Genomic DNA, 24,313 nt, shown 5'->3' on the forward strand with positions numbered 1-24,313 from the left:
CGACGCACCCTACGGCTACTGTTCCACCAGAATCAATTTTATTGGGGGCGATTTTTAAGTTTTTGGTGCGGTTTTAGCTCGATCGCCCGTGGAGTCGATCGGCATTACCAATATCTTATCAACGCGGTTGCCGTCCATATCCACGACTTCGACTCGCAAACCGTTCCACTCAAAATGCTCGGCTGCTGTCGGAATCTTGCCCAAATGTGTAATCACAAAACCGCCCATTGTGTGGTAACTTCCCCTATTTTCTGACGATCTTTCATCAATTCCAAACAGTTCAAAGAAATCATCGACAGGCAACATTCCGTCTAACAACCAAGAACCGTCTTCGCGCTGCACGGCTTGCGGTTCGTCGGCATCTTCAATGGAGGGAAAGTCGCCAACTAATTCGACTAAAATGTCGTTGACTGTCACCAATCCTTGAATGACTCCGTATTCGTCAACCACTAAGGCAATTTGATTGCTAGATTGCTTAAAAAGCTCTAATACTTTTAAACCGCGCGTGCTTTCCGGCAAAAATAAGGGCCTGCGCAAAGAAGCGCTTAAATCGAACGGTTGACCTGTTAAATTCCTCGACAGCATATCTGTAACGTGGACTAAACCGATAACATTGTCGAGCCCGCCCTGACAAACGGGAAACCGGGAATGACCGCTGCCAAGCATTTTTTGGCGGTTTTCTTCTACTGAGTCGTCGAGGTCGAGCCAGGTAAGATCGGGTCGCGGGGTCATTAAGGCGCTGACTCGCCGATCGCCCAAACGAAACACTCTTTCTACCATGTCTTGTTCGGCTTCTTCAAAGGTGCCGGCCTCGGTTCCTTGCTCGATTAAAACTTTAATTTCTTCCTCTGTAACTTGAGGTTCTGTTGAAGGCACAATCCCCATAATTCGCAAGATTAAGTCAGTAGAATAACTTAAAACATACACTGCTGGAGCGCCAATGTTTGAGAGCATTCGCATGGGAATAGCGACACGAGAGGCGATCGGCTCAGGATTGTTGAGGGCCAGCCGCTTCGGCACAAGTTCGCCGATAATGATGGTGAGATAAGTTATGGTTAAAATTGCGATGACTGAGGCGATCGCCTGAGAGTAGGGTTGCAAAGCCGGAATCAAGCGCAAAGCAGGCTCTACTCTTTTAGAAATCGTCGTTTCTCCGAAAGCGCCCGACAGGATAGCCAGCAGCGTAATCCCGATTTGAACTGTCGGTAAGAACTGATTCGGGGCATTAGCCAGATCCAAAGCTACACGGGCATTGATCGAACCTTGGTTTGCCATCTGTTGCAGTCTCACCTTCCGTACTGAGATGATGGCCATCTCTGACATCACAAACACGCCATTGAGGAAAACCAGCAGGAGAACAATCAGAAGGTCGGTACTTGGGGACATTTCTCAAATTATCGGTGGTAAAGGCGAAGCGCGTTGCCCGGTTAGTCGATTTTAGATTTTAGATTTAGATTTTAGATTGAATTGGCACCCATAATCTGGGGGATATGTCAATCTCGATCGCCAAATCGAAATTGTCGATCGACCTCTCACTAGATTAACGGAACGGGCTCGTTTCGATCGCAAGTTCGAGATATTTAAAGAAAGCCTCTAGCAGAAATCTACCCGTAGTTGAGTGGCACTGCCAACAGCCGATCGCTACAATCATAGATGTTTGTCGTACAATCAGACTTAGTAGGCAGCCGGGAAAGAGCCTTATTCCGTCGATCGGGGATTAAAATTAATAGCGCATGACTTTCTCTTCGATAATTCGCATCCTGGGGCGATCGCCCCTAGCAACAGAACTGCTCAACAAGCTCAAGCAGCATCACTGCCTGCAACTCAACGGCATCGCCCGCTTACCCAAAGGCTTAGTAGCTTCCGCCCTCGCACAACAAGAGGGGCGCAATTTATTGGCTGTGACAGCAACTCTGGAAGAAGCAGGCCGCTGGGTAGCTCAACTAGAAGCGATGGGCTGGCAAACTGTACATTTTTACCCAACTTCGGAAGCTTCGCCCTACGAGCTATCCTACTCCGACGAGAACGAAATGACCTGGGGGCAAATGCAGGTGCTGGCGGACTTGGTGGACAAGCAAGAAAAAAGTGCCACTGCATCTAAGCCGATCGCCATTGTAGCTACCGAAAGAGCTCTCCAGCCTCATTTGCCACCGCCGGATGCTTTTCAACCCTATTGTCTGACACTCAAGCGAGGCGAAGTGCAAGACTCCAAAATACTTGACCGCCAACTGGTCTCGATGGGGTACGATCGGGTGAATTTGGTAGAAACCGAAGGCCAATGGAGTCGCCGGGGCGATATTGTCGATGTGTTTCCGGTGGCGGCGGAGTTGCCGGTAAGGCTGGAATGGTTCGGGGATACTTTGGATCAACTGCGCGAGTTCGATCCGTCGAACCAGCGATCGCTCGATAAGGTCGATCGATTAGTATTAACTCCTACTAGCTTTAACGCAATTATTAAAGCGGTTTTAGCGGAAAAAAGTATTGACGAAATCAACCAAATAGGCTCTCTTGACACAGAAAAAGCAGCCGAAAAATTTGTCCATAGGCTGTTAGGTTTAGCGTTTGAAAAACCAGCTTGTTTGTTGGACTATTTGCCAAAAAATACTTTAGTTCTGATTGACGAACCGCCAGGATGCGAAGCTCACAGTGACCGCTGGTTTGAGAATGCACAGGAACAGTGGGAAAGTTGTAATCGGGAATCAGAAGTTGCGGATGGGGAAACCGAAAAATTGCCAATTGCTAATTTACAGGTTCCGAAAATTCACCGCAGTTTTGCTGAATCGATCGCAAATGTCGCAGCTTTCGATCGGCTAGAACTTTCAGAATTGGCAGAAGATTCTAATTCTACTAAAAAATCTCAAACGCCTGCGATTAATTTGTCCAGCAGGCCAGTGCCGGTGATGCCTCACCAATTCGCGAAACTGTCTCAAATGCTCCGGGAAGAGCGCGATCGAGGTTTTACGGTGTTTCTGGTTTCGGCTCAACCTAGTCGATCGGTATCTCTGCTTTCGGAACACGACTGTCCGGCTCAGTTTGTGGTGAATCCGCGCGATTTTTTGGCGATCGACAAATTGCAGTTGCAGCACATTCCCGTCGCCTTGAAGTACAGCGGGCTGGCAGAATTGGAAGGGTTTATTCTGCCGACTTTTCGGATTGTCTTAATTAGCGATCGGGAATTCTACGGCCAGCATTCTCTCGCAACTTTTAGCTATGTCCGCAAACGCCGCCGCGCTGCTTCTAAAAAGGTTGACCCGAACAAGCTGAGTCCGGGGGATTTTGTGGTGCACCGCCAGCACGGAGTTGGCAAGTTTCTGAAGTTGGAACGCTTGACGATCGATCGGGAAACTCGCGAATATTTAGTGCTGCAATACGCTGACGGTACTCTCAGGGTGGCGGCAGATCAATTGGGCGCGTTGTCGAGATTTCGGACTGTCGGCGATCAAGTGCCGGCTCTCAACAAGCTGACTGGCCAAACTTGGGAAAAAACTAAAGCAAAAGTTCGCAAAGCTGTTAAGAAAGTAGCGGTAGATTTGCTGAATCTTTACGCTAAAAGAGCTAAACAACAGGGTTATGCTTTTCCTCCTGATATGCCTTGGCAGCAAGAGTTGGAGGATTCTTTTCCGTACCAACCCACGCCGGATCAGTTGAAGGCTACTCTTGATGTTAAACGTGACATGGAGGGCGATCGACCAATGGATCGCTTAGTCTGTGGCGATGTCGGTTTTGGCAAGACGGAAGTTGCTCTCAGAGCTATTTTTAAGGCAATTACAGCGGGCAAGCAGGTGGCTTTGCTCGCGCCGACGACAATTTTGACCCAACAGCACTATCACACGCTCTCTGAGCGTTTTTCCCCTTATCCGATCGAAGTTGGTTTGCTCAATCGCTTTCGCACCGAAACCGAGCGCCGGGAGATTCACAAGCGCTTAGCAACTGGGGAGTTAGACGTGATTGTTGGTACTCAATCTGTGTTGAGCAAAGCGATTAAATTTCGGGATTTGGGTTTGTTGGTGGTGGATGAAGAACAGCGGTTTGGGGTGAAGCAGAAGGAAGCGATTAAAGCTCTGAAAACCGAGGTAGATGTTTTGACTCTGACGGCGACGCCGATTCCCCGGACTTTGTATATGTCTCTGTCGGGGATTCGGGAGATGAGTTTGATTTCGACTCCGCCGCCCAGCCGCCGCCCGATTCAGACTCATTTGGCCGCCTACGATTTGGAGGTGGTGCGGACTGCAATTCGTCAAGAGTTGGACAGGGGCGGTCAGGTTTTTTATGTGGTGCCACGGATTGAGGGGATTGATGAGTTGGCGGATACGTTGCAGCTAATGGTTCCGGGGGCGAGAATTGCGATCGCCCACGGTCAAATGGATGCTGCGGAATTAGAATCAATCATGCTGACTTTCAGCGCGGCGGAGTTTGATATTTTGGTCTGCACTACGATTATTGAGTCTGGTTTGGATATTCCGCGAGTCAATACAATTTTGATTGAGGACGCCCAAAAGTTCGGTTTGGGCCAACTCTACCAGTTGCGGGGACGGGTGGGACGTGCGGGGATTCAAGCTCACGCTTGGCTGTTTTATCCGAAGCAGAACCAGCTTTCTGATGCTGCAAGGCAGAGGTTGCGGGCAATTCAGGAGTTCGCGCAGTTGGGTTCGGGCTATCAGTTGGCTGTCCGAGATATGGAAATTCGCGGTTCGGGTGATGTTTTGGGCACGGAACAGTCTGGTCAAATGGAGGCGATCGGTTTTGATTTGTATGCTGAAATGTTAGAGGAGGCGATTCGCGAAATTAAGGGCCAGGAAATTCCGAAGGTTGAGGATGCACAAATTGACCTCAGTTTGACGGCGTTTATTCCTGCTGATTATATCGGGGATTTGGATCAAAAGATGAGCGCTTATCGATCGGTGGCTTCTGCTAATACCTCGGAAGAGTTGCAGCAGATTCGGGCCGATTGGTGCGATCGTTACGGCCCCATTCCTCTGCCAGCCCAGCAACTTATCCGTGTTGTGGAACTCAAACAAATCGCTAAGCAAATTGGTTTTTCTCGGATTAAACCGGAAAATAAGCAGCACATTGTTTTGGAAACGCCGATGGAGGAACCTGCTTGGAACCTGCTTAAGGCTAATTTGCCGGAACATTTGCAGTCTCGTTTTGTCTACAGCAAGGGGAAGGTTACTATTCGAGGTATGGCGGTTTTGAGCGCCGAAAAGCAGTTGGATAATTTGATAGATTGGTTGGGTAAAATGCAGGGCGCTTTGCCGGAAGCTAATCTTTGATTTTCCTCTAAAATCCCGGAATATCAAATCGTGAAAAAGTTAGTCAGTGTTTTTTTGGCGATCGCGCTAGTGCAAGGAGTGCCAATGGCGGTTCAAGCTCAACCAATAATTGACCCGATCGACCGGGTTGTGAATGCAGGATTGATGAATAAAGATGCCAGTGGCAATTTTAATGCTGAGGGCTTTGTCAGCCGTGCCGAGTTGGCGGCAATTTTGGTAAAAACTTTTGGTTTGGAACGGCGGAAAACTGCTCAGAAACCCGATCGGGAATTGCCGGACGTACCTAAGACTTACTGGGCGTATAGTGCGATTCAAACTGCTTTGAAAACGGGAACGATGAGTGGATATCGCGATGGAATGTTTTTCCCAAATCAAAGGGTGACTCGCGCTGAGGCTTTGGCGATTTTTGCTCAAGCTTACGGCGTTTTTCAGTTTCCAGATGCCAGCATTTCCGAGATTTTAGCTAATTATCCAGATGCAGGGGAAATCCCTAGTTGGGCTAGAAAGTCTATGGCTACTGCACTCTATGAAGGGTTTGTGAATATTGAACTCGGAACTAATAAGATTAATCCTTTGAAGCCGATGACTCGCGGGGATATTGCTTACGCTTTGAGCAAGTATTTGGAGCGGCAGATAAGGCCCACTTCTTCGCCAGTCCCGGATCAGCTTCCTCCTAATCGCGGCATGGGAAGGTAATATGGCAGTTGACAGTTGACAGTTGACAGTTGACAATTGACCGCTCGACGGGAATCAAATTGTTGATGCGTGACCGGCTAGCGGGTTCTATTCATCAGGTTATTGGTCATTGAGAATATCAGAAGGCCGGGCGGTTGAAACCGCGTCTATACAGACAAAACCCGCTTGTATAGCTGGTTGAAGAGCGGCGTTGAAAATTGCGTGTCCCTCTGAGCTCGGACTTCCTTTGTGTAGATGCGGTTTCAACCGCTGCATCTATGCAAAATCCCGGAGCTTTGGTGACTGTAAAAGCAGCCATCAAACCCCCAGGATTTAATGTTTTCCTCTATTAACGAGGCTCAAATTGTCGATCGGTATTTACTTAATCAGCAGTAGCCAATTCGGTACTACCAGCGCCGCGCTTCCGCGTCAGGGTATTGAACAACATCTGACCGACAGCTTTAATCAAATTGCCTTCTAACTCCATAAACATCTTCATGTTCATGCCAAAAGCTGCATTAGCTTCATCAACAATTCGTTCTGCTGTGGCTTCGTCGATCGGCAATTCATTCATTGCTCCACGGTAGTTAGTCTTAAATTCTTTTTCATCAGGAATATCGGCGAATTCATAGAAAGCAGTACCTTCTCCCTCGGTCAAATTCATTCCGCGCTGAGCAATTCCTTTCAGGATTTGTCCGCCGGATAAATCACCGAGATAGCGAGTGTAAGAATGAGCAACTAATAGTTCTGGTTCGGTAGCCGAGATTTCGTGAATCCGTTTGATGTAAGCTTTAGCTGAGGCTGACGGAGCTACTTGTTCGCGCCAATTCGCACCGTAGTAGTAAAACAAATCTTGCTCTAAGCTTTGTTTGCGATTCAACTCAGAAAAGTAAATTTTTGAAACAACCGGATGCTGCTTTTGGCGTTCCATTTCCTCTTCGATTGCCGAGTAGACAAAGTAGAGGTTTCCGACTAACTTCCGGTAAGAAGTTTTTTCTACAACGCCTTTTAAAAAACACTTGACAAAACCAACGTTTTCTGCCATCGAGTGAGACTTTTTGGTTCCCTCACGCAATTTGGTAGCTAAATTGATGCTCATAGTATATTGTCCAACCTTCTATTTTTGTGGTAGCTGATGGATGCGCCAAAAATCTAAAAATTACCTCAGCATTTACCTTAGATCGATTTGATGAGAGATTGTATTAATTTTTATAACAAAACTTGCAGTAGTCCGTAGTCATCAGTGCGTAGTCATCAGTCAGCAGTCATCAGTCAGCAGTCATCAGTCAGCAGTCATCAGTCAGCAGTCATCAGTCACTAACTAATGACTAATGACTAATGACTAATGACTCATCCTCGCCAACTGTCAACTATCAACTAACTTAGATATCCAAGTCGAGCATATTGAGTTTGGGGCCGTAGGTTTCGATGAATTCGCGGCGGGGGGCGACTCGATCGCCCATTAAGATCGTAAAGATGCGATCGGCTTCAGCAGCATCCTCAATCTCCACCCGTTTCAGCGTCCGAGTTGCTGGGTTCATCGTCGTATCCCACAACTGCGTCGGCATCATTTCGCCCAAACCTTTGAACCGCTGGATGGTGTAGTTAGCATTCGCCGGAAATTCATTGCGAATCAAACTGTTTCTTTCGCGTTCACTGTAACAGTAGTAATGATTGCGCCCCCGTTCTACTTTATACAGAGGAGGACAAGCAATATAGATGTAACCTTGTTCTACAAGTGCGCGCTGATAGCGATAGAAGAAAGTCAGCAACAGCGTGCGGATGTGGGCTCCATCTACGTCCGCGTCAGTCATGATCACTATGTGGTGATACCGCAATTGCGACGGATCAAATTCTTCGCCTTTAATACCTAAACCCAGCGCTGTAATTAACGATTGAATTTCGTTATTTTTGTAGATTTTGGCGTCGTCGGTTTTCTCAATGTTGAGAATTTTACCGCGCAAAGGCAAGATTGCTTGGAATTGGCGATCGCGTCCTTGTTTGGCAGATCCGCCCGCAGAATCCCCTTCAACCAGGTATATCTCAGACAGGGCGGGGTCTCTGGAGCTACAGTCCGCTAATTTCCCAGGCAAAGGAGACGATTCTAAAACAGATTTCCGGCGCACTAAATCGCGGGCACGACGGGCGGCTTCAGCGGCTTTAAATGCCTGAATTGCCTTTTCCAAAATAGCATCAGCTACCTGGGGGCGAAACTCCAAATATTCGGTCAATACTTCGCCTACCAAGGAATCGACAATTCCTCGGACTTCTGTATTACCCAGTTTAGTTTTAGTTTGACCTTCAAATTCTGGGTCTGGGACTTTGACAGAAATCACTGCTGTCAAACCTTCCCGGACGTTTTCGCCGGCGAGGTTGGGTTCGTGTTCTTTGATTTTGTTGCGCTTGCGGGCGATCGAATTCATCGTCCGCGTCAAAACGGCTTTCAAACCTTCTAAGTGCGTACCGCCGTCGATCGTCCGAATGTTGTTCGCAAAACCCAAAACGTTGTCGCTAAAAGCATCGACGCACCACTGCAAAGCCACTTCTATATGCACGTTGTTGCGTTCTCCTTGCACGTAGATCACTTCTTCGTGCAGAGGCTGCTTTTCGCGGTTCATGTAGGCGATATATTCCTTGATTCCGCCCTCGTAACAGTATGTTTCGATGCGAGGTTCGCCACTTTTTAGCAGTTCCAAACGGTGGTCGCTAAACGTAATTCTCACGCCCGCATTCAAGTAACCCAATTCTCGCAAGCGCCCCGCGAGTATAGTGTAATCAAATTCAATGCCAGTGCTAAATATTTGAGTATCTGGCAAGAAAGAAACTGAAGTGCCGGTGCGAGTGCCTTTGTTAGGCTTGGCATTAAGTTCAGTAACTGGATTGCCTCTTTCGTAGCGCTGTAAATGTTCTTTTTGGTCGCGCCAAACTGTCACTTCTACCCACTCGGACAGCGCGTTAACAACAGAAATACCTACACCGTGCAATCCTCCAGAAACCTTGTAGCCACCACCGCCAAATTTACCGCCGGCGTGGAGTACAGTCATTACTGTTTCTATTCCCGATTTGCCAGTCTTGGCAACGATGCCGGTCGGAATACCCCGGCCGTCGTCTGTCACGGTAACGGAACCGTCGGCGTTGATGTCAACCTCGATGTGAGTGCAGTGGCCAGCCAGCGCCTCATCGATGGAATTGTCCACAACCTCGTAAACTAGATGGTGGAGTCCTCGCGGGCCGGTGGTACCGATGTACATCCCCGGTCGTTTGCGGACTGCTTCGAGACCTTCGAGAACTTGAATCTGATCGGCGCTGTAGCTGCTGGTCATACAAAAATAGCTCCAATAATGAGGCCTAAAGCCCCAAAAGCTTCTAAAATGGAAAAACTCATAAAATTATAGCACAAAACCGTTAAAGGCGATGCTAGGGCTTTCTAAATGCAAATTTATTAGGGGGACGGAGGCGAATAGTTGTGAGATTGCTTCGCGACTTTCCTGGTGTAGCGCGGTGAATGAGTGGATGGAGTGAGGGGAAAGTGGAGAGGATGAGAGTCTAGGAGAGGATTTGACGGTTTTTATCGCGAAATGAAATATGCTTTTAAAATCTGCGACAGCTTATGTTTAGTTTAATTACAATTTGTGGGGCGACGGCGACGGGGAAGTCGGGAGTGGCTTTGGCTTTGGCTTCGCGACTGAAATCTTCGATCCTGAGTGCAGATTCCCGTCAAGTGTACCGCGAATTTGACATCGGAACGGCAAAACCGACGGCGGTCGATCGCGCTTCTGTACCGCATCACTTGATTGACATCTGCGATCCGACAGAAACTCTAACACTCGCAGAATACCAACAGCAAGCTCAAAAAATAATTGCTGATGTCGATTTTCCCGTTTCTCCCCCGCTGTTGTTGGTGGGAGGGACTGGTTTGTATCTCAAATCGATTGTCAAGGGTTTGAAAATTCCGATGGTGGCACCGATGCCCGAATTGCGATCGCAACTTGCGGATCTCGGACAATCTCAATGTTACGCGATGTTGCAGCAGGTCGATCGATCCGCCGCCGAGAAAATTCACCTCAACGATTCCTTCAGAACCTTACGAGCACTGGAAGTATTTTATGTCACTGGTCGCTCTATTTCCGAACAGCAGGGCGAAAATCCTCCCGATTATCCTATTCTACAGATTGGGTTGGATTGTGAGATTGATGTTTTGGGCGATCGGATAAAACAGCGCACCGAACAAATGCTAGAACGCGGTTGGTTAGCTGAAGTCGAATATTTGTGTAAAAAATACGGCTGCGACTTACCACTGCTAAATACCCTGGGATATCAGGAAATGAAACAATATTTAGCTGGTGACATTACGCTTGAGGAAGCTAAGAATTTGACTGTTTTGCACACGCGGCAATTTGCGAAGAGACAGCGGACTTGGTTTCGAGCGTATCCTGAAATTGAATGGTTTGATGTTAGCACGCCGGATTTGTGCGATCGGGTTTGGCTAAGAGTTGCAGAGTTTTGCGAACAATAAGAATTTTTTGACCGCAGAGGGCGCAGAGGACGCAGAGAAGGAGAAAAGAGAGATGTAAGTGTTATTTTTGACTTAGTAAAATTTCTCTAATTCTTTGTCGAAAAAAACGCACAGCCGCACGCTGTCCGATGGTTCTGCTTTGTTCGATGAAACCGGGAATTTCTGCAACGGGTAAAAAGGGGAAAGCTAAACTGCGATCGCACATTTCATATTTCCCATCTACCAATTGATAAACTTGCAGAGATTCCCGCCGATACCTCCAGATTTCGGGAACACCAAGAGCAGCATAAATTGTAAACTTATTCACAGAAGAATTCGTGTAATCTGACTCTATTGCTAAATCCGGCGGCGGATCATTTGGCAAATTGATATTTCTGCCTCTAACTAAAGATTCATTTTGAATGTAGAAACAGGAATCAGGTTCGACAGCGCGAGTTAAATCTTCTCGTTCAAGAGTCAGCGAACCCAGACTCCTAAGTTCAATTCCCAGATCATCTACAATGGCTTCCACAAAGCTTTCTATCAGTCGTTTGGGTTCTTCGTGTTCTTCCAGTGGCATTCGGATTTCTAATACTCCTCCATCGTAAGCAATTCTCCAAGCTCTATCGTCCCCAACATCTGCCAGCAATGCTTTAAAAGTTGACCAACTGACACTTTTTAAAATAACTCGATTTTCTGGGGTTGTTTGATGCTCGACGGGAGTTGATGTTGTTGTTACCATTTAACAATTCCTTGGTAGCTTCATCAATTTTTATTATAGTCGATGGACTCAAACTTAAGGTAAAATTTACAAACATAGTGCAGGTATCGGGTAGGGATACGGCACTGCCGTGTCCTGTATTTCATTTTTATGAAGCGAACAAAAAAGATTTTTTAAATTAACCGCAGAGAACGCAGAGACGGCTGAGAAAGAGAAAGAAGAGAAATTAATTATGTGAGGAAGAAGCCGCAAAGCCTGTTCCTCAAATTATATCTAGCGGACTTAATTAACTGTAAAGACTTGCCACATATTCGCCGTAACCGTTATAGGGCAAAGTTGGGCGAGTTTCCCACGACCAACTGTTACCGGGACCGACTACCCGTTCGCTAGCCTGTGACCATCTGGGGTGTGGTTTGTCGGGTTCGACGTTTGCTTCAAAGGCGTATTCGTTGGGGCCGATGGTATTCCAAAAAGTGGCGGGTTGTTTTTCGACAAATTCAATTTTTACAATTGATTTCGCACCCTTAAAACCGTATTTCCACGGAATCACTTGCCGCAGGGGCGCACCATTTTGTTTTGGTAGCCGCCGCCCATACAAACCTGTAGCAAAAAATGCTAAATCGTTTGCCATTTCTTCAATTCGCATACCTTCGGTGTAAGGCCAAGGATAAAATTGCGACATCAAACCGGGGCCGGGAGTGATTTTTGAGTCGTAAAATGAGGTGAAGCGAACGAATTTAGCGTTTGATTGTGGTTCGACATCAGCCATGAGTAATTTCATGGGAAATCCGACCCAAGGAACTACCATCGACCAGGCTTCTACGCAGCGAAATCGATAAACTCGTTCTTCGATGGGGAATTTTTTGTGGAGGTCGTCAATATCGTAGGTGCGGGGATTTTTGACTAAACCGCCTATTTCTACTTTCCAGTTTTCGGTTGGTAAAGCTTGAGCGGCTTGCCAAATAGATTTTGTGCCGCCATATTCGTAAAAGTTGTTGTATTTTGTAGCTAAGGCTTCGTCGGTAATTGCCCGATCGACTTTTGCAAAAGCCGGATTCCGGTTCAATCCCGCGTATGCTTGGGTTGAGCCTTTGTCCAGAGCCGTTTTTGAGCTATCACTGCTTTGACAGCCTGTCAGCGGCAGCAGCGAAGCTGTCACGCCAGCGCCAATTAAATTGGTCATGAAACGGCGACGGTTGAAAAATGCTGTTTCTGGGGTAATTTCTGAGTCGAGAATTTCCCAAGGTTTGGCAACGCGAATTAAGGGCATAAGTAATAGTTAAAAGTTATTAGTTAGTTTGGCCGAAGTTGCCAAAATTTCAATTTTTCAGTCGATTTGAGCTTTGAGATTGACTCCATCGCCGCAATTACTGTATCTGCAATGACAGTATAGCCTAATTCGTTGAGAGCGAGTCCAGCCGAGTAATCTCACAGCTCGGTTCGATCGACCTATTAAACCTCTCTCGGAAGAAAGTCAGCAAAAATTTACGCGCGATCGACAGAAGCAATTGTGGCTAAAATCTCGGAAACAATTATGATCAAGCAAAGATTCAAATTATTTAATTTGTCCACAGGAAGCGGCACGCACCGCCCCGCTTTCCTCCCCCACTCCTCCCTTTAAGTCGGACGGGGGTCTCCAGCGGAAAGACAAATGAGTTACTGCATAAATCCCAATTGCCAGAATCCCCAAAATCTCGATCGCGCGACAGTCTGCACAAGTTGCGAGTCAAACTTGCTGCTCAAAGGCCGCTACCGAGTCTTTCACACCCTCGGTCAAAGTCTCGCTTGCGGCACCTTCCTAGCAGTCGATGAAGACCAACCAGCGCAACCCCGCTGCGTCATTCAACAGTTCTGCGCACCCGTACCGTCAGTCGCCGACGGTCAAAAACAGCTAAACCGGACATTTCGCGGCTCGGCCGAGCGGCTCGACGAGTTGGGTAAACATCCCCAAATACCGAAACTGCTGGCATCTTTTGAAGTCGAAGGCTGCCAGTATTTAGTGCAAGAATACATCGAAGGCCGCAATTTGGCTGATCGGCTTTCGGAAAAAGGTGTTCTTAAAGAAATGCACATTTGGTATCTGCTGAGCGAGTTGTTACCCGTGCTGGAACTTGTGCACGAAAATCAACTGATTCACCGAGATATCAAACCGTCCAATATTATTCACCGCAAATCTTCCCAAACCTCCGCAGCAATAGCCGAGAAAGAGCACCTGCATTCTTGGGATGAAGAATCCGGGCTAGTTTTGGTCGATTTTGGCGCCGCAATTCCTGCCAACAGCGGGCCGCTGAAAACAGAAACGGTGACGGGTTCTGCCGAATACGCGGCGCCGGAACAAATTAAAGGTGAAGCAATTAAGAGCAGCGACATCTACAGTTTGGGCGTGACTTGCATTCACTTGTTAACGGGAATGTCGCCCTTTGATTTGTTTGACATCAAAGCCGACGCTTGGGCCTGGAGGCATTATTTGAAAGTACCAGTTTCGGGCAGACTCGGCCGCATCCTGGATAAAATGGTGCAGCGAGAACCATCAAAACGCTATCGATCGATCGAAGCAATTCTCACAGACATGAAATACGGCCCGACACCGATAGAGGTGATTGTCAGCAAACCCAAGTGGACTTTAGCTTTGTGGGGGGGAACCGTACTTGCCTTGATTTCAGTAGTGCTGGGTTCTCGCTTGTCATCTCCCGTATCAGAGGCTTTCACTGCTGGTGAGCCTGTTTCTAGCATTCCCGACATTCGGTTCGACCCGCCCCCCATGCAGAATTTCAACACTGAGCCATCGCTGTCACGGCCCGCAGTGCGGACTCTGGTGGATCAAGACAAAAATCCGGTGTGGGCGGTAGCAGTCACTCCCAACGGCCGCGTCATCGTCAGCGGGAACAATGACGGCACAATTCTCCTGCTGCACAAGCGTCACGGCAAAGTGCTCAAGGTTTTACGAGGACATTTGGGACCTGTGTGGTCTGTGGCAGTGAGTCCCGATGGCAGGACGATCGCCAGTGGCGGCGCTGACGGTACGATTAAACTGTGGAATTTCTATTCTGGCCAGTTAATTCGGACGTTGGACGGACACACAGACGGGGTGTTCTCGGTGGTGTTCAGTCCCGACGGCCAAGCCCTCGCCAGTGTCGGCAAAGACAATACTTTGAAACTGTGGCAAGTTGAAGGCGGGGCCGAGTTGCAAACTCTCAAAGGGATTGCAGACGAAGTGCATTCAGTGGCTTTCAGTTCCTATAAAGACACTCTGTTTACTGGCAACGGCGACGGTACGATTAAGATGTGGAATTGGAAGACTGGGGAATTTCAAGCCACTCTCACGGGTCATGTTGATGCTGTTTCGGCGCTGACTATCAGCCCGGACGGTAAAATTTTGGCCAGCGGCGGCTGGGACAATACGGTGAGGGTTTGGGATATCACCACGGATCACGGGCCCGAACCGTCCGGTGAGGCGACTTTTGCCGGTCATACCGATCGAATTCAGTCTCTAGCTTTCAGTCCCGACGGTGCGACGCTAGCCAGCGGCGATTTGAGCGGAACTATCAAGCTGTGGGCGATGGATGGCGGGGAACAGGGCACACTGAAAGGTCATTCGACTTGGGTGGAATTGGCTTTTAACCCTCAAGACAAAACTTTGATCAGCGGCAGTTATGACGACACGATTAAGGTGTGGGAACTGTCTCCTTCTCCTTGATTTTTGCGATCGTCGGCGCTAGTTTTTGATGACTTACAAGCTATTTCTGTCATTGCTTAACTCGCGCGCGGACAATGGGAGTATCTGTTCTGCGTAAGTCCTGTTTTTGTTGGCGCGGGCGATCGAGTTTAAAAAATCCCCAACCAAATAAACGATTTTGGTTGGGGATTCTGACACAAAATACATCACAGTCGGCGATTGAAAGAGTTCTACTTCCACCCTACATAATTTTAGGGACTTTGAAAAACTCACCATCGCGATCGGGAGCACCAGCCAAAATACTCTCTCCATTAGCAAAAGGTTGCAAATCGTCCGATCGCATTACATTACTAACATCGATCGCCCGCGTTGTCGGCTTTACCTTACTCGTATCCAGTTCACTCAACTGTTCAAAATAATCCAAAATACCGTTCAGTTGACCAGTAAACTGCTCTTCTTCTTCAGGCGTTAATTCCAATCTGGCTAAATTCGCTACTTTCCGAACTTCTTCTCTATCAATCATAAAAATCGGTAATTGGGAATTGGGCATAGGGCATAGGGCATAGGGCATAGGAAATTGGTTATTTGTTATTTGTTATTTGTTATTTGTTATTAGAGAAACTACTAACTATTAACTACTAACTATTAACTATGCCCCATGCCCCATGCCCCATGCCCCATGCCCCATTCCTATCATAGTTAAAAATACACATCAATCTGCGATCGCCCTGTTGTTTTCAGCCAATTTTGCACCTCAATGTAATTGTTGGGCGCCAAGCGAATAGCCTCCTTCCAATAATCCGCAGCTTTGTCAAACAGCCCTTCCGCCCCTTCAATATTGCCAGCTTCCTTCTCCCTTTCCCCTTGATAGTGATAAATCACAGCAATATTATTCAGCGCTTGTGGCATTCTCGGATTCAGTTCAAGCGCTTCGCTGTAATACTCCAAAGCTTTATCGTGTTCGCCGTTGCTAGTATGGATTAGAGCCATATTGTACAAGACATAACTGCGATCGTAAGGATCTTCCTCAATCTTCAGCGCTTCATGATAATTGTCCAGCGCTTCAGCATATTCGCCATCAGCTTGAGCCGACATACCATCCCGATAATAAGCAAAAGCTTCCTTAGCCTGCTTTTTCGCCGGCATAATCTTCAGAATGATATCGGCCATTACTGTGAAACTTTTGTCAATAAAGTTATCGTTGCGTTGAGTTCTTGGCATAATTCAATTTTTGGGTTAGTGGCTAATCAGAAAAATTAGCCTGTAAAGTTTTCCTATTAAGAGTTTTGCAACTGTTTGGGTTGAGATTTGCGCCGAGGACGCTTGCAAAGGCTGATGAGACACAACTGCAAACCTGAAAACACGCGCTTGCGAGGCCGGGCTCGCGCAAGTCCCATCTATTTTAAAGAACTATTGTCAGACTTGCAAAAAAAACCACATTTCTTTAACCTATTTCCCGGCTATACGGGCGATCGCCGAAAACGATAGCAATATTTGGCTCCCAAGTCAAGGGCGACAGCAAAAAAAATGAGAAGCCCGATCGACCTTCACCAGCTCCAATTCCCGCAATATAATAAAAACAACGGGTAATTTTCACAGAGAGAAACCTATGGCTCCGAATCCCACCATTATGCAAGCCGTCGAACAACTTGGCTACCGCGTTACGGTTGGAGACGTGGCGGCAAAAGCTGGATTAGATGTCAATTTTGCCCAACGAGAACTGTTAACCCTCGCCTCCGAAGCAGGCGGCAACCTGCAAGTAGCAGAATCCGGCGACATTGCCTACATATTTCCCAACAACTTTCGAGATATTTTGCGAAACAAATTTTTGCGCTTGCAGTTGCAAGAATGGTGGCAAAAAATCTGGAAAGTTCTATTTTACCTGATTCGGATATCTTTTGGCATAGTGCTGGTAGCTTCCATCCTCTTAATTTTTGTGGCGATCACGCTTTTACTCTCCAGCATGAGCAACAACGATAACGGAGGAGGAGGCGGCGGAGGAGGCGACGGCGGCGGAGGAGATGGAGGGGGCAGCTTTTTCTTTTTTCCCTACTTCTGGAACGACTTAATCTGGATATTTTACTGGAACCATGACGAACCTTCCTACCAGCGATCGCGCGTAACCGGCCAAAAACCCCAGATGAGTTTTCTGGAAGCAGTTTTCTCCTTTATATTTGGAGATGGCAATCCCAATAACAATCTAGAAGAGCGCAAGTGGAGCGATATTGCCGCCGCAATTCGCAACAACCGAGGTGCCGTCGCCGCCGAACAAATTGCGCCCTATCTCGACAATCTCGGACAGGGATACACCCGAGAATACGAAGAATATATGTTACCAGCTCTCGCGCGTTTTGACGGCCGCCCCGAAGTCAGTCCCGAAGGGCAAATAGTCTACCATTTTCCGCAATTGCAAACCACAGCCGCCCAGCAAAATGCTCAACCAGTAACAGCTTATTTGCGAGAAATGCTGTGGCGTTTCAGCCAAGCTAGCTCCGGCCAAGTCATGCTCGCAGCAGGGTTGGGAGCCGTAAATCTTGTCGGTGCGTTAGTTTTGGGGAATTTATTGACTAAAAGTGCGATCGCAGGTGGATTTATCAGTTTAGTCAGCGGTATTTATCCAATCCTGCTGATTTACGGCGTCGGATTTCTCACAATTCCCTTAATTCGCTACTTCTGGATTCAGTGGAAAAATAGCCAGATAGAAGCTCGGAATCAAGAGCGACAGCAGCGAGCCATGTTATTAAACCAACCCGATGCCAACTTGCAGCAAAAACTGGCCTACGCTCAGGAATTTGCAGCCGAAAACGTTCTGACTGGAGAAGACTTAGCTTATACCACAGAAACCGAATTAACTCAACAAGAACTAGAACAGTCAGCAAAAATAGATGCCGAATGGCAGCGGCGAATTGGGCGATCGGACAACTCATAATATAGCCCTTCTCAGAAAGATGAGGTACGCGAACGGCATAGGGCATAGGGCATAGGGCATAGGACATAGGGCATAGGACATACCTGACTTTTTTGAGAACCTTTGCCACAATCCAATATCTTTATGGTGGAACTGGCTTCTAGCCAGTTCAGAACAGACAAGATGCCCGTTCCACAATCCAATATCTTTATTGTGGAACTGGCTTCTAGCCAGTTGCTAAAAATGGTGCAAAATTTCAATTTTTATTGAGCTATGAAATTTTCGTGATCCGAGTTTTTTTAACAATTTTAGGGCGTTTAAAAATCAAACAATTTTGGTCATACTTCGAGTCGTGGCGGAGAGCCACAAGTTCCCACCCTTCCTCCCCCAATTGATTAACAAATAGATGCAGCGAGCCTTGTTTCCAATCTCGCATTTCTTCACCATTTACATATAAACTAATTAGCTTATTTCCAAAAGGATACATATTCGCATCCACCAATAAATACTCCCACTTTTGCATAGAAATCCTTAATTTAGTTAGTCATTAGTCATTAGTCATTAGTAATTGGAAATTGGGAATTGGGAATTATTCTTCCCTCTTCCCTCTTCCCTCTTCCTTCTTCCCTCTTCCTTCTTCCCTCTTCCTTCTTCCCTCTTCCCTCTTCCTTCTTCCTTCTTCCCTCTTCCCTCTTCCTTCTTCCCAGCAGTTACTGCACAGCAATTCTAGCCAAAGCAGCGCCCCGGTAATAGTGCAACAAAATCTGCTGGTAGCCGTATCCCTGTCTAGCCAAATTGTAAGCCCCCCACTGACTCATCCCCACAGCGTGACCGAAACCTTTACCAGCAACTTGAAAACCCTTAGGAGGCTGCCCGCCATTTCTCCCACTAACAATCCCGCCGTACTGAGGAATCACGGTAAAGCGGGTACTCCTCAAATTTAGAACCCGACGTAAATCCGCGCCAGTCATCACCCTAGAACCACCATCTCCGACTACTTTCATGGACAAAACGCTGCCGTAAGCGGTAGTGCGTTCTGGCTTCATCGAGATTACGTTACCGACGCCCGAAATCTTGCTGCTCATTTGAGCGCGGGAAAAGTTTTCTTTCCACTGGTAAACCGGCGCGCCTTGGTCGAAGTCAGGAACACCGCGCAGGTAAGGCAGGGATTCCGTCCAAACATCCTCAACATTTTCGGTATGTCCGCCAGATGCCGAGTGGAAAACGGCTAGAATAATCTGACCGTTGTAGGCGAGAACTTGACCTGCGGTAGCATCGACTGCGCTATAAGTACCCGAAGATTCTGTTTGCAGTCCTTTGTAAACCTGCGATGATTGAGTGTCGTCCACATCGTAAAGGTCGGTTTCGCTTTTGAGGCGCTGGTGGAGAGCGTAGGAACGGGCGGCGACTGCTTGGGCTTTCAAAGCCTCTTGAGGCCAATTGCCACTCATTTCGGCGCCGAGAACGCTGTAGAGATACTGTTCGATATCGACGTAGTTGACCGCAGTCAAGGCTCCTTTTTCGGGAACTACAAGGGTGCGTCCGCGATACCATCGATCGCCAATCCAAACATAACCGTTCCCCGTCGGCTCGATCCAAATTTGATTGGCAGCCCAGCGGCCAATTGCCACAGTTCCCGATCGAAATTGAGCCGACTGAGAACTATTTGCCGACAGTTCGCCCAAATTGCGCCCGCTACCGTCGCGGATTGCAGCCTTAGTAGAACTGCCGACCTTAATCTGACTTGTCCCGTCTTGTACCGCAACTCGCAAAATCAGCGCGGCCTGTGCTGGGGCCACCATGACCAGCCACAACAACAGCGAAATCCAAAAATAGCGTTTTTTTAATGTCGAAACAATGGAACCAAAGAACACTCCTGACTGCATTTGAAAAATTTCCTCTTGTGCTATATGAGTTTGAGAATTTTTAAGACCAAGGTTCGGTTCGGGAAAAAGGAAGCGGAACCGCAGAAAGAAAACGTTAGAATTGGGTTTGGCACTTTGTGCGCTAGTCAAAATGATTGGAGCGACTAGATGCTAGCAGCAACAGCGATTTATCCCGGTTCCTGCCTGCGAATATTTCCTTTATGTCGGATTGACCGCACCCTGGATATTTGTAACATATTTTTTAAGATTTAATTGAGGTGATTTGACTCTTGCAGATTACATTTCTCGGAACTAGCTCCGGCGTCCCCACGCGATCGCGCAACGTTTCCAGCATCGCCCTCCGCTTGCCCCAGCGAGCGGAACTCTGGCTGTTTGACTGCGGGGAAGGAACTCAGCACCAGTTTCTCCGCAGCGAGCTCAAAGTCAGCCAACTGAGCCGCATTTTCATCACTCACCTGCACGGCGACCACATTTTCGGCTTAATGGGTTTGATGGCTAGCTGCGGTTTGGCGGGGAATGTCAAGCGCATCGATCTTTATGGGCCTCCGGGACTTGAAGAATATTTGCAAGCTGGCGTTCGCTATTCTCAAACTCATTTTTCTTACCCGGTGAAGGTGCACAAAAGTCATGAGGGAGTTATCTATGAAGATGACGAATATATTGTTAGGTGCGCTCCTTTGAAACACCGAGTAACTGCTTTTGGTTATCGTGTCACCGAGAAAGACCGGCCGGGACATTTTGATGTCGAAAAAGCGAAGGATGTGGGTATTCCTTCCGGGCCACTTTACGGCCAATTAAAACAAGGAAAGACCGTAAAGTTATCGGATGGGCGACAGTTTAAAGGTACTGATTTTTGTGGCCCGGATCAAGTTGGGCGCAAATTTGTGTATTGTACTGACACGGTTTTTTGTGACAGCGCGGTGGCATTGGCGAAGGATGCTGATTTGTTGGTACACGAAGCGACTTTTGCCCATCAAGATGCTCAAATGGCTTTCGATCGCCTGCATTCAACCTCAACAATGGCGGCTCAAGTTGCTTTGCTAGCCGGGGCGAAACAGTTAATTATGACGCATTTTAGCCCGCGTTACGCTCCAGGAAATGCGATCGTCCTAGACGATTTGCTCAAGGAAGCCCAGGCAATTTTTCCGAATACGAAAATGGCCTACGATTTCCTGACTTGCGAAATACCGCGGCCTGAGTAGTCGTGGGATGCGTCAGTCGATTTGAGATTTTCCATTTTTCGATTTGAGATTCACTCGACAGGTATGACACAAGCAACCGGGTTTCGATGTGTCGAGTGCGTCCTGCGACTATCTCTAGCTGAGCCATTGTCAAGCCTAACTCCGCGCGATCGACCGCCGCGACGACCTGCAACAGCCAATGGTTGCTACAATCGGGGAGGGTATATGTTGTGGCTAACACTACAGCCCGTAACCCTGAAACCTAATAGCTAAATTATTAAAAATCTGCCTCTCCTGCCATGTTTAAAAATCTCCTAGGCGATCCCAACGCGCGCAAACTTAGAAAATTTCAGCCTTGGGTAGCTGATATCAATATCTTGGAAGAAGACTTCCACTCCCTCTCAGACGACGACCTGAGAGGCAAAACGGCGGAGTTTCAAGAACGTCTGGCAAAAGCTAAATCTCTTAACGAAGAGAAAGAAATCCTAGACGAAATCTTGCCAGAAGCTTTTGCAGTGGTGCGGGAAGCGGGACAGCGAGTTTTGGGAATGCGCCACTTTGATGTCCAACTCCTCGGCGGCATCATCCTGCATAAAGGCCAAATTGCCGAAATGAAAACCGGTGAAGGCAAAACTTTGGTGGCGACGCTGCCGGCTTACCTCAACGCCCTCAACGGTAAAGGCGTGCACATCATCACCGTCAACGATTATCTCGCAAGACGGGACGCGGAATGGATGGGGCAGGTGCACCGCTTCCTGGGATTGACTGTGGGACTGATTCAGCAGGGCATGGATCAGGTGGAACGCAAGAAAAATTATAGCTGCGACATTACCTACGCGACGAACAGCGAAGTGGGCTTTGATTATTTGCGGGACAACATGGCTACTGTGATGGAAGATGTAGTCCAGCGTCCTTTTAATTTCTGCGTGATTGACGAGGTTGACTCGGTGCTGATCGATGAAGCTCGGACACCTCTGATTATTTCGGGCCAGGTGGAACGCCCCAGCGAGAAATACCTCCGGGCGGCTGAGGTGGCTGCTGCTCTGAGAAAGGAAAATGAGGAACATTACGAGGTTGACGAAAAGGCGCGGAATGTGCTGTTGACCGATGAAGGGTTTGGTGAAGCTGAGAATTTGTTAGGCGTTACGGATTTGTACGACCCGGCTGACCCTTGGGCGCATTACATTTTTAATGCGATTAAGGCGAAGGAATTGTTTATTAAGGATATTAACTACATCGTCAATGCCGATCGCGAAGTGGTGATTGTCGATGAATTCACAGGCCGGGTGATGCCGGGAAGGCGCTGGAGTGACGGTTTGCACCAGGCTATAGAAGCGAAGGAACGGGCGGAAATTCAGCCGGAAACTCAGACGCTAGCGACTATTACTTATCAGAATTTCTTTTTGCTGTATCCGAAGTTGTCGGGGATGACTGGGACGGCGAAGACTGAGGAGACAGAATTTGAGAAAATTTATAGTCTGGAAGTCACATTGATTCCCACTAACCGGATTCCGAGCCGTGGCGACCTTTCAGATATGGTTTACAAGGCGGAGGCCGGTAAGTGGAATGCGATCGCCCAAGAATGCGCAGAAATGCACGAGATCGGTCGGCCGGTGCTGGTGGGCACGACAAGCGTTGAAAAGTCGGAGTTGCTGTCGCGGCTGCTCCAGGAACGCAAAATTCCTCACAATTTGCTGAATGCTAAACCGGAAAATGTCGAGCGGGAGTCGGAAATTATCGCTCAAGCTGGACGCAAAGGTGCTGTGACGATCGCCACGAACATGGCAGGACGCGGTACAGACATCATTCTGGGCGGTAATTCTGAGTACATGGGCCGCCTCAAGTTGCGTGAGTATTTGATGCCCAGAATCGTCCAGCCCGAAGATGGAGAAGGCTTTTCGCTGGTGCAAGTGCCGGGTATTGGCGGCCGCCCCGCAGCTCAAGGTTTTGGTCAAACTGCGAAAAAAGGCAAGTCTTGGAAAGCTTCGGCGCAGATTTTCCCGACGCAGCTATCGAAAAATGCTGAGCAACTGCTGAAAGCTTCGGTGGAATTGGCGGTGAAGGAGTACGGGGAGCGATCGCTCTCGGAATTACAAGCCGATGATATCGTGGCTGTAGCCTCGGAAAAAGCACCAACAAAAGACATCGTAATTCAAAAATTGCGGGAAGCTTACAATGTAACTCGCAGCGAGTACGATGCCTTTACCAGCACCGAACACGATGAAGTGGTGCAGTTGGGTGGCCTGCACGTTATCGGTACCGAACGCCACGAATCGCGCCGGATTGACAATCAGTTGCGGGGCAGGGCGGGACGGCAAGGAGACCCCGGTTCTACGCGGTTTTTCTTGAGTTTGGAAGACAATTTGCTCAGAATTTTTGGCGGCGAACGGGTGGCTGGTTTGATGAAGGCTTTCGGTGTTGAGGAAGATATGCCGATCGAATCTCGAATGCTAACCGGTTCCCTCGAAGGTGCTCAGAAAAAAGTCGAAACCTACTATTACGACATCCGTAAGCAGGTATTTGAATACGACGAAGTGATGAACAATCAGCGTCGAGCCATCTATGCAGAACGTCGCCGAGTATTGGAAGGTTTGGACTCGAAGGAACAGGTAATTAAATATGCAGAACAAACGATGGACGACATCGTGGGAGCATACATCAATCCCGATTTGCCTTCGGAAGAATGGGAACTCGACAAACTTGTCAGCAAGGTGAAGGAATTTGTTTATCTGTTGGCTGACATGACTCCGGATCAATTAGAAGATTTGTCAGTTGAAGAAACTAAAACTTTCCTCCACGAACAAGTCCGCAATGCTTACGACATGAAGGAAGCGGAAGTTAATGCCATCCGATCCGAATTGATGCGCGATGCTGAGCGGTTCTTTATTTTGCAGCAAATTGATACTTTGTGGCGGGAACACTTGCAGCAAATGGATGCTTTGCGCGAGTCTGTGGGCCTGCGTGGTTACGGCCAGAAAGACCCGTTAATCGAGTACAAAACTGAAGGTTACGAGTTGTTTTTGGACATGATGACGGATATTCGCCGGAATGTGGTTTATTCGCTGTTCCAGTTCCAGCCGCAGCCGGCAATGCAGGTTTCGCCGGAGATGGTTTAGAGGGGATTTGTAGGGACACAACATTGTTCATAGGTGTCAACTTAACGTCAAACGTATTCATAGACTGCTGTTTGGCGACTAAGACCAGATCCCCCTAAATCCCCCTTAACAAGAGGGGGACAAGAAGAACTCAAAGTCCCCCTTCTTAAGGGGGATTTAGGGGGATCTGGCATAGGCTACAAACGAGACTTATCAAGGGTTTTAGTCTTAAGTTGACACCAATGAACATTTAGATAAGACGGCGGTTGAAACCGCGTCTACACAAACTTTCACCCGCCTCCGCAGGTTGAAGACTTGATTAAGCCCGGGTGCATCTCACTTTGGCAAATACATCAAATTGAAAGTTGACCGTTGAGATAAGCACAGCGAAGAGAAAGGATAG

At 47.9% G+C, this 24,313-nt stretch carries 17 protein-coding genes; 7 read left to right on the plus strand and 10 right to left on the minus strand.

All coding sequences use genetic code 11. The features are described from left to right. Positions 1-54 precede the first annotated feature (54 nt). A complete protein-coding gene (locus QUB52_RS21010; RefSeq protein ID WP_265234099.1) occupies positions 55-1,386 on the minus strand; it encodes a hemolysin family protein in 1,332 nt (443 codons plus the stop codon). A 347-nt stretch (positions 1,387-1,733) separates the two neighbouring features. On the opposite strand from QUB52_RS21010, the gene mfd reads away from it, so the two are divergent. Together mfd and QUB52_RS21020 are read left to right on the plus strand one after the other, a co-directional pair. Next, positions 1,734-5,273 (plus strand): transcription-repair coupling factor, encoded by a 3,540-nt coding sequence (gene mfd / locus QUB52_RS21015; protein WP_332974595.1) that lies wholly within the window; start codon positions 1,734-1,736, stop codon positions 5,271-5,273. A gap of 30 nt (positions 5,274-5,303) precedes the next feature. Continuing rightward, positions 5,304-5,969 carry an S-layer homology domain-containing protein gene (locus QUB52_RS21020; protein ID WP_332969122.1) on the plus strand — a complete coding sequence of 222 codons (666 nt, stop codon included), beginning with the start codon at positions 5,304-5,306 and terminating at the stop codon, positions 5,967-5,969. Between the two features lie 361 nt (positions 5,970-6,330). Here QUB52_RS21020 and QUB52_RS21025 read toward each other — a convergent pair whose 3' ends face one another. Together QUB52_RS21025 and gyrB are read right to left on the minus strand one after the other, a co-directional pair. Continuing rightward, positions 6,331-7,047 carry a biliverdin-producing heme oxygenase gene (locus tag QUB52_RS21025; RefSeq protein ID WP_265234102.1) on the minus strand — a complete coding sequence of 239 codons (717 nt, stop codon included), beginning with the start codon at positions 7,045-7,047 and terminating at the stop codon, positions 6,331-6,333. Positions 7,048-7,330: 283 nt separating this feature from the next. Continuing rightward, positions 7,331-9,271: a DNA topoisomerase (ATP-hydrolyzing) subunit B gene (gene gyrB, locus QUB52_RS21030; protein WP_265234103.1), complete on the minus strand. Its 1,941-nt coding sequence runs from the start codon at positions 9,269-9,271 to the stop codon at positions 7,331-7,333. Positions 9,272-9,558: 287 nt separating this feature from the next. Here gyrB and miaA point away from each other — a divergent pair, with 287 nt between their 5' ends. Next, positions 9,559-10,464 carry a tRNA (adenosine(37)-N6)-dimethylallyltransferase MiaA gene (gene miaA, locus QUB52_RS21035; RefSeq protein WP_332969121.1) on the plus strand — a complete coding sequence of 302 codons (906 nt, stop codon included), beginning with the start codon at positions 9,559-9,561 and terminating at the stop codon, positions 10,462-10,464. Positions 10,465-10,525: 61 nt separating this feature from the next. On the opposite strand, the gene QUB52_RS21040 is transcribed toward miaA, so the two are convergent. After that, positions 10,526-11,185: a Uma2 family endonuclease gene (locus tag QUB52_RS21040; RefSeq protein WP_265234105.1), complete on the minus strand. Its 660-nt coding sequence runs from the start codon at positions 11,183-11,185 to the stop codon at positions 10,526-10,528. 265 nt (positions 11,186-11,450) lie between these two features. Next, on the minus strand, positions 11,451-12,434 hold the full coding sequence (gene msrP, locus QUB52_RS21045; protein ID WP_265234106.1) for a protein-methionine-sulfoxide reductase catalytic subunit MsrP: 984 nt from the start codon (positions 12,432-12,434) through the stop codon (positions 11,451-11,453). A 381-nt stretch (positions 12,435-12,815) separates the two neighbouring features. Between msrP and QUB52_RS21050 the strand changes: the two genes are divergently transcribed. Further along, entirely contained in the window at positions 12,816-14,861 is a 2,046-nt protein-coding gene (locus QUB52_RS21050) for a serine/threonine-protein kinase (protein ID WP_265234107.1), read from the plus strand. 220 nt (positions 14,862-15,081) lie between these two features. Here the strand turns inward: QUB52_RS21050 and gatC are convergent, their stop codons facing one another. Continuing rightward, entirely contained in the window at positions 15,082-15,363 is a 282-nt protein-coding gene (gatC, locus tag QUB52_RS21055) for an Asp-tRNA(Asn)/Glu-tRNA(Gln) amidotransferase subunit GatC (RefSeq protein WP_265234143.1), read from the minus strand. Between the two features lie 176 nt (positions 15,364-15,539). Further along, complete coding sequence (locus QUB52_RS21060) at positions 15,540-16,061, minus strand: photosystem I assembly protein Ycf3 (protein ID WP_265234108.1); 522 nt, start codon at positions 16,059-16,061, stop codon at positions 15,540-15,542. 388 nt (positions 16,062-16,449) lie between these two features. Between QUB52_RS21060 and QUB52_RS21065 the strand changes: the two genes are divergently transcribed. Then, on the plus strand, positions 16,450-17,769 hold the full coding sequence (locus tag QUB52_RS21065) for a hypothetical protein (protein ID WP_332974596.1): 1,320 nt from the start codon (positions 16,450-16,452) through the stop codon (positions 17,767-17,769). A 250-nt stretch (positions 17,770-18,019) separates the two neighbouring features. Here QUB52_RS21065 and QUB52_RS21070 read toward each other — a convergent pair whose 3' ends face one another. The 3 genes from QUB52_RS21070 to QUB52_RS21080 all read right to left on the minus strand — a co-directional run bounded on the left by QUB52_RS21070 (position 18,020) and on the right by QUB52_RS21080 (position 19,634). Then, the gene (locus tag QUB52_RS21070; protein ID WP_332974597.1) at positions 18,020-18,271 is read right to left on the minus strand and encodes a hypothetical protein; all 252 of its coding nucleotides are present in this window, start codon (positions 18,269-18,271) and stop codon (positions 18,020-18,022) included. Between the two features lie 66 nt (positions 18,272-18,337). After that, complete coding sequence (locus QUB52_RS21075) at positions 18,338-18,472, minus strand: hypothetical protein (RefSeq protein WP_332974598.1); 135 nt, start codon at positions 18,470-18,472, stop codon at positions 18,338-18,340. After that, the gene (locus QUB52_RS21080) at positions 18,459-19,634 is read right to left on the minus strand and encodes a SpoIID/LytB domain-containing protein (protein WP_332966777.1); all 1,176 of its coding nucleotides are present in this window, start codon (positions 19,632-19,634) and stop codon (positions 18,459-18,461) included. Before QUB52_RS21080 ends, QUB52_RS21075 begins: the two co-directional genes overlap by 14 nt. A 269-nt stretch (positions 19,635-19,903) precedes the next feature. On the opposite strand from QUB52_RS21080, the gene QUB52_RS21085 reads away from it, so the two are divergent. Continuing rightward, positions 19,904-20,836 carry a ribonuclease Z gene (locus tag QUB52_RS21085; RefSeq protein ID WP_332974599.1) on the plus strand — a complete coding sequence of 311 codons (933 nt, stop codon included), beginning with the start codon at positions 19,904-19,906 and terminating at the stop codon, positions 20,834-20,836. A 278-nt stretch (positions 20,837-21,114) separates the two neighbouring features. Next, a complete protein-coding gene (secA, locus tag QUB52_RS21090; protein ID WP_265234113.1) occupies positions 21,115-23,931 on the plus strand; it encodes a preprotein translocase subunit SecA in 2,817 nt (938 codons plus the stop codon). Positions 23,932-24,313: the final 382 nt, after the last annotated feature.

The organism is Microcoleus sp. A6-C6, from assembly GCF_036705955.1.
GTDB lineage: Bacteria > Cyanobacteriota > Cyanobacteriia > Cyanobacteriales > Microcoleaceae > Microcoleus.

Excerpts from the sequence above, each read along its gene's own strand:
- QUB52_RS21040 (WP_265234105.1), bottom strand. The coding sequence starts at position 11,185 with ATGGTAACAACAACATCAACTCCCGTCGAGCATCAAACAACCCCAGAA.
- QUB52_RS21065 (WP_332974596.1), top strand. The coding sequence starts at position 16,450 with ATGGCTCCGAATCCCACCATTATGCAAGCCGTCGAACAACTTGGCTAC.
- QUB52_RS21025 (WP_265234102.1), bottom strand. The coding sequence starts at position 7,047 with ATGAGCATCAATTTAGCTACCAAATTGCGTGAGGGAACCAAAAAGTCT.
- QUB52_RS21050 (WP_265234107.1), top strand. The coding sequence starts at position 12,816 with ATGAGTTACTGCATAAATCCCAATTGCCAGAATCCCCAAAATCTCGAT.
- mfd (WP_332974595.1), top strand. The coding sequence starts at position 1,734 with ATGACTTTCTCTTCGATAATTCGCATCCTGGGGCGATCGCCCCTAGCA.
- msrP (WP_265234106.1), bottom strand. The coding sequence starts at position 12,434 with ATGCCCTTAATTCGCGTTGCCAAACCTTGGGAAATTCTCGACTCAGAA.
- gatC (WP_265234143.1), bottom strand. The coding sequence starts at position 15,363 with ATGATTGATAGAGAAGAAGTTCGGAAAGTAGCGAATTTAGCCAGATTG.
- QUB52_RS21010 (WP_265234099.1), bottom strand. The coding sequence starts at position 1,386 with ATGTCCCCAAGTACCGACCTTCTGATTGTTCTCCTGCTGGTTTTCCTC.
- QUB52_RS21060 (WP_265234108.1), bottom strand. The coding sequence starts at position 16,061 with ATGCCAAGAACTCAACGCAACGATAACTTTATTGACAAAAGTTTCACA.
- gyrB (WP_265234103.1), bottom strand. The coding sequence starts at position 9,271 with ATGACCAGCAGCTACAGCGCCGATCAGATTCAAGTTCTCGAAGGTCTC.
- miaA (WP_332969121.1), top strand. The coding sequence starts at position 9,559 with ATGTTTAGTTTAATTACAATTTGTGGGGCGACGGCGACGGGGAAGTCG.
- QUB52_RS21080 (WP_332966777.1), bottom strand. The coding sequence starts at position 19,634 with ATGCAGTCAGGAGTGTTCTTTGGTTCCATTGTTTCGACATTAAAAAAA.
- secA (WP_265234113.1), top strand. The coding sequence starts at position 21,115 with ATGTTTAAAAATCTCCTAGGCGATCCCAACGCGCGCAAACTTAGAAAA.
- QUB52_RS21070 (WP_332974597.1), bottom strand. The coding sequence starts at position 18,271 with ATGCAAAAGTGGGAGTATTTATTGGTGGATGCGAATATGTATCCTTTT.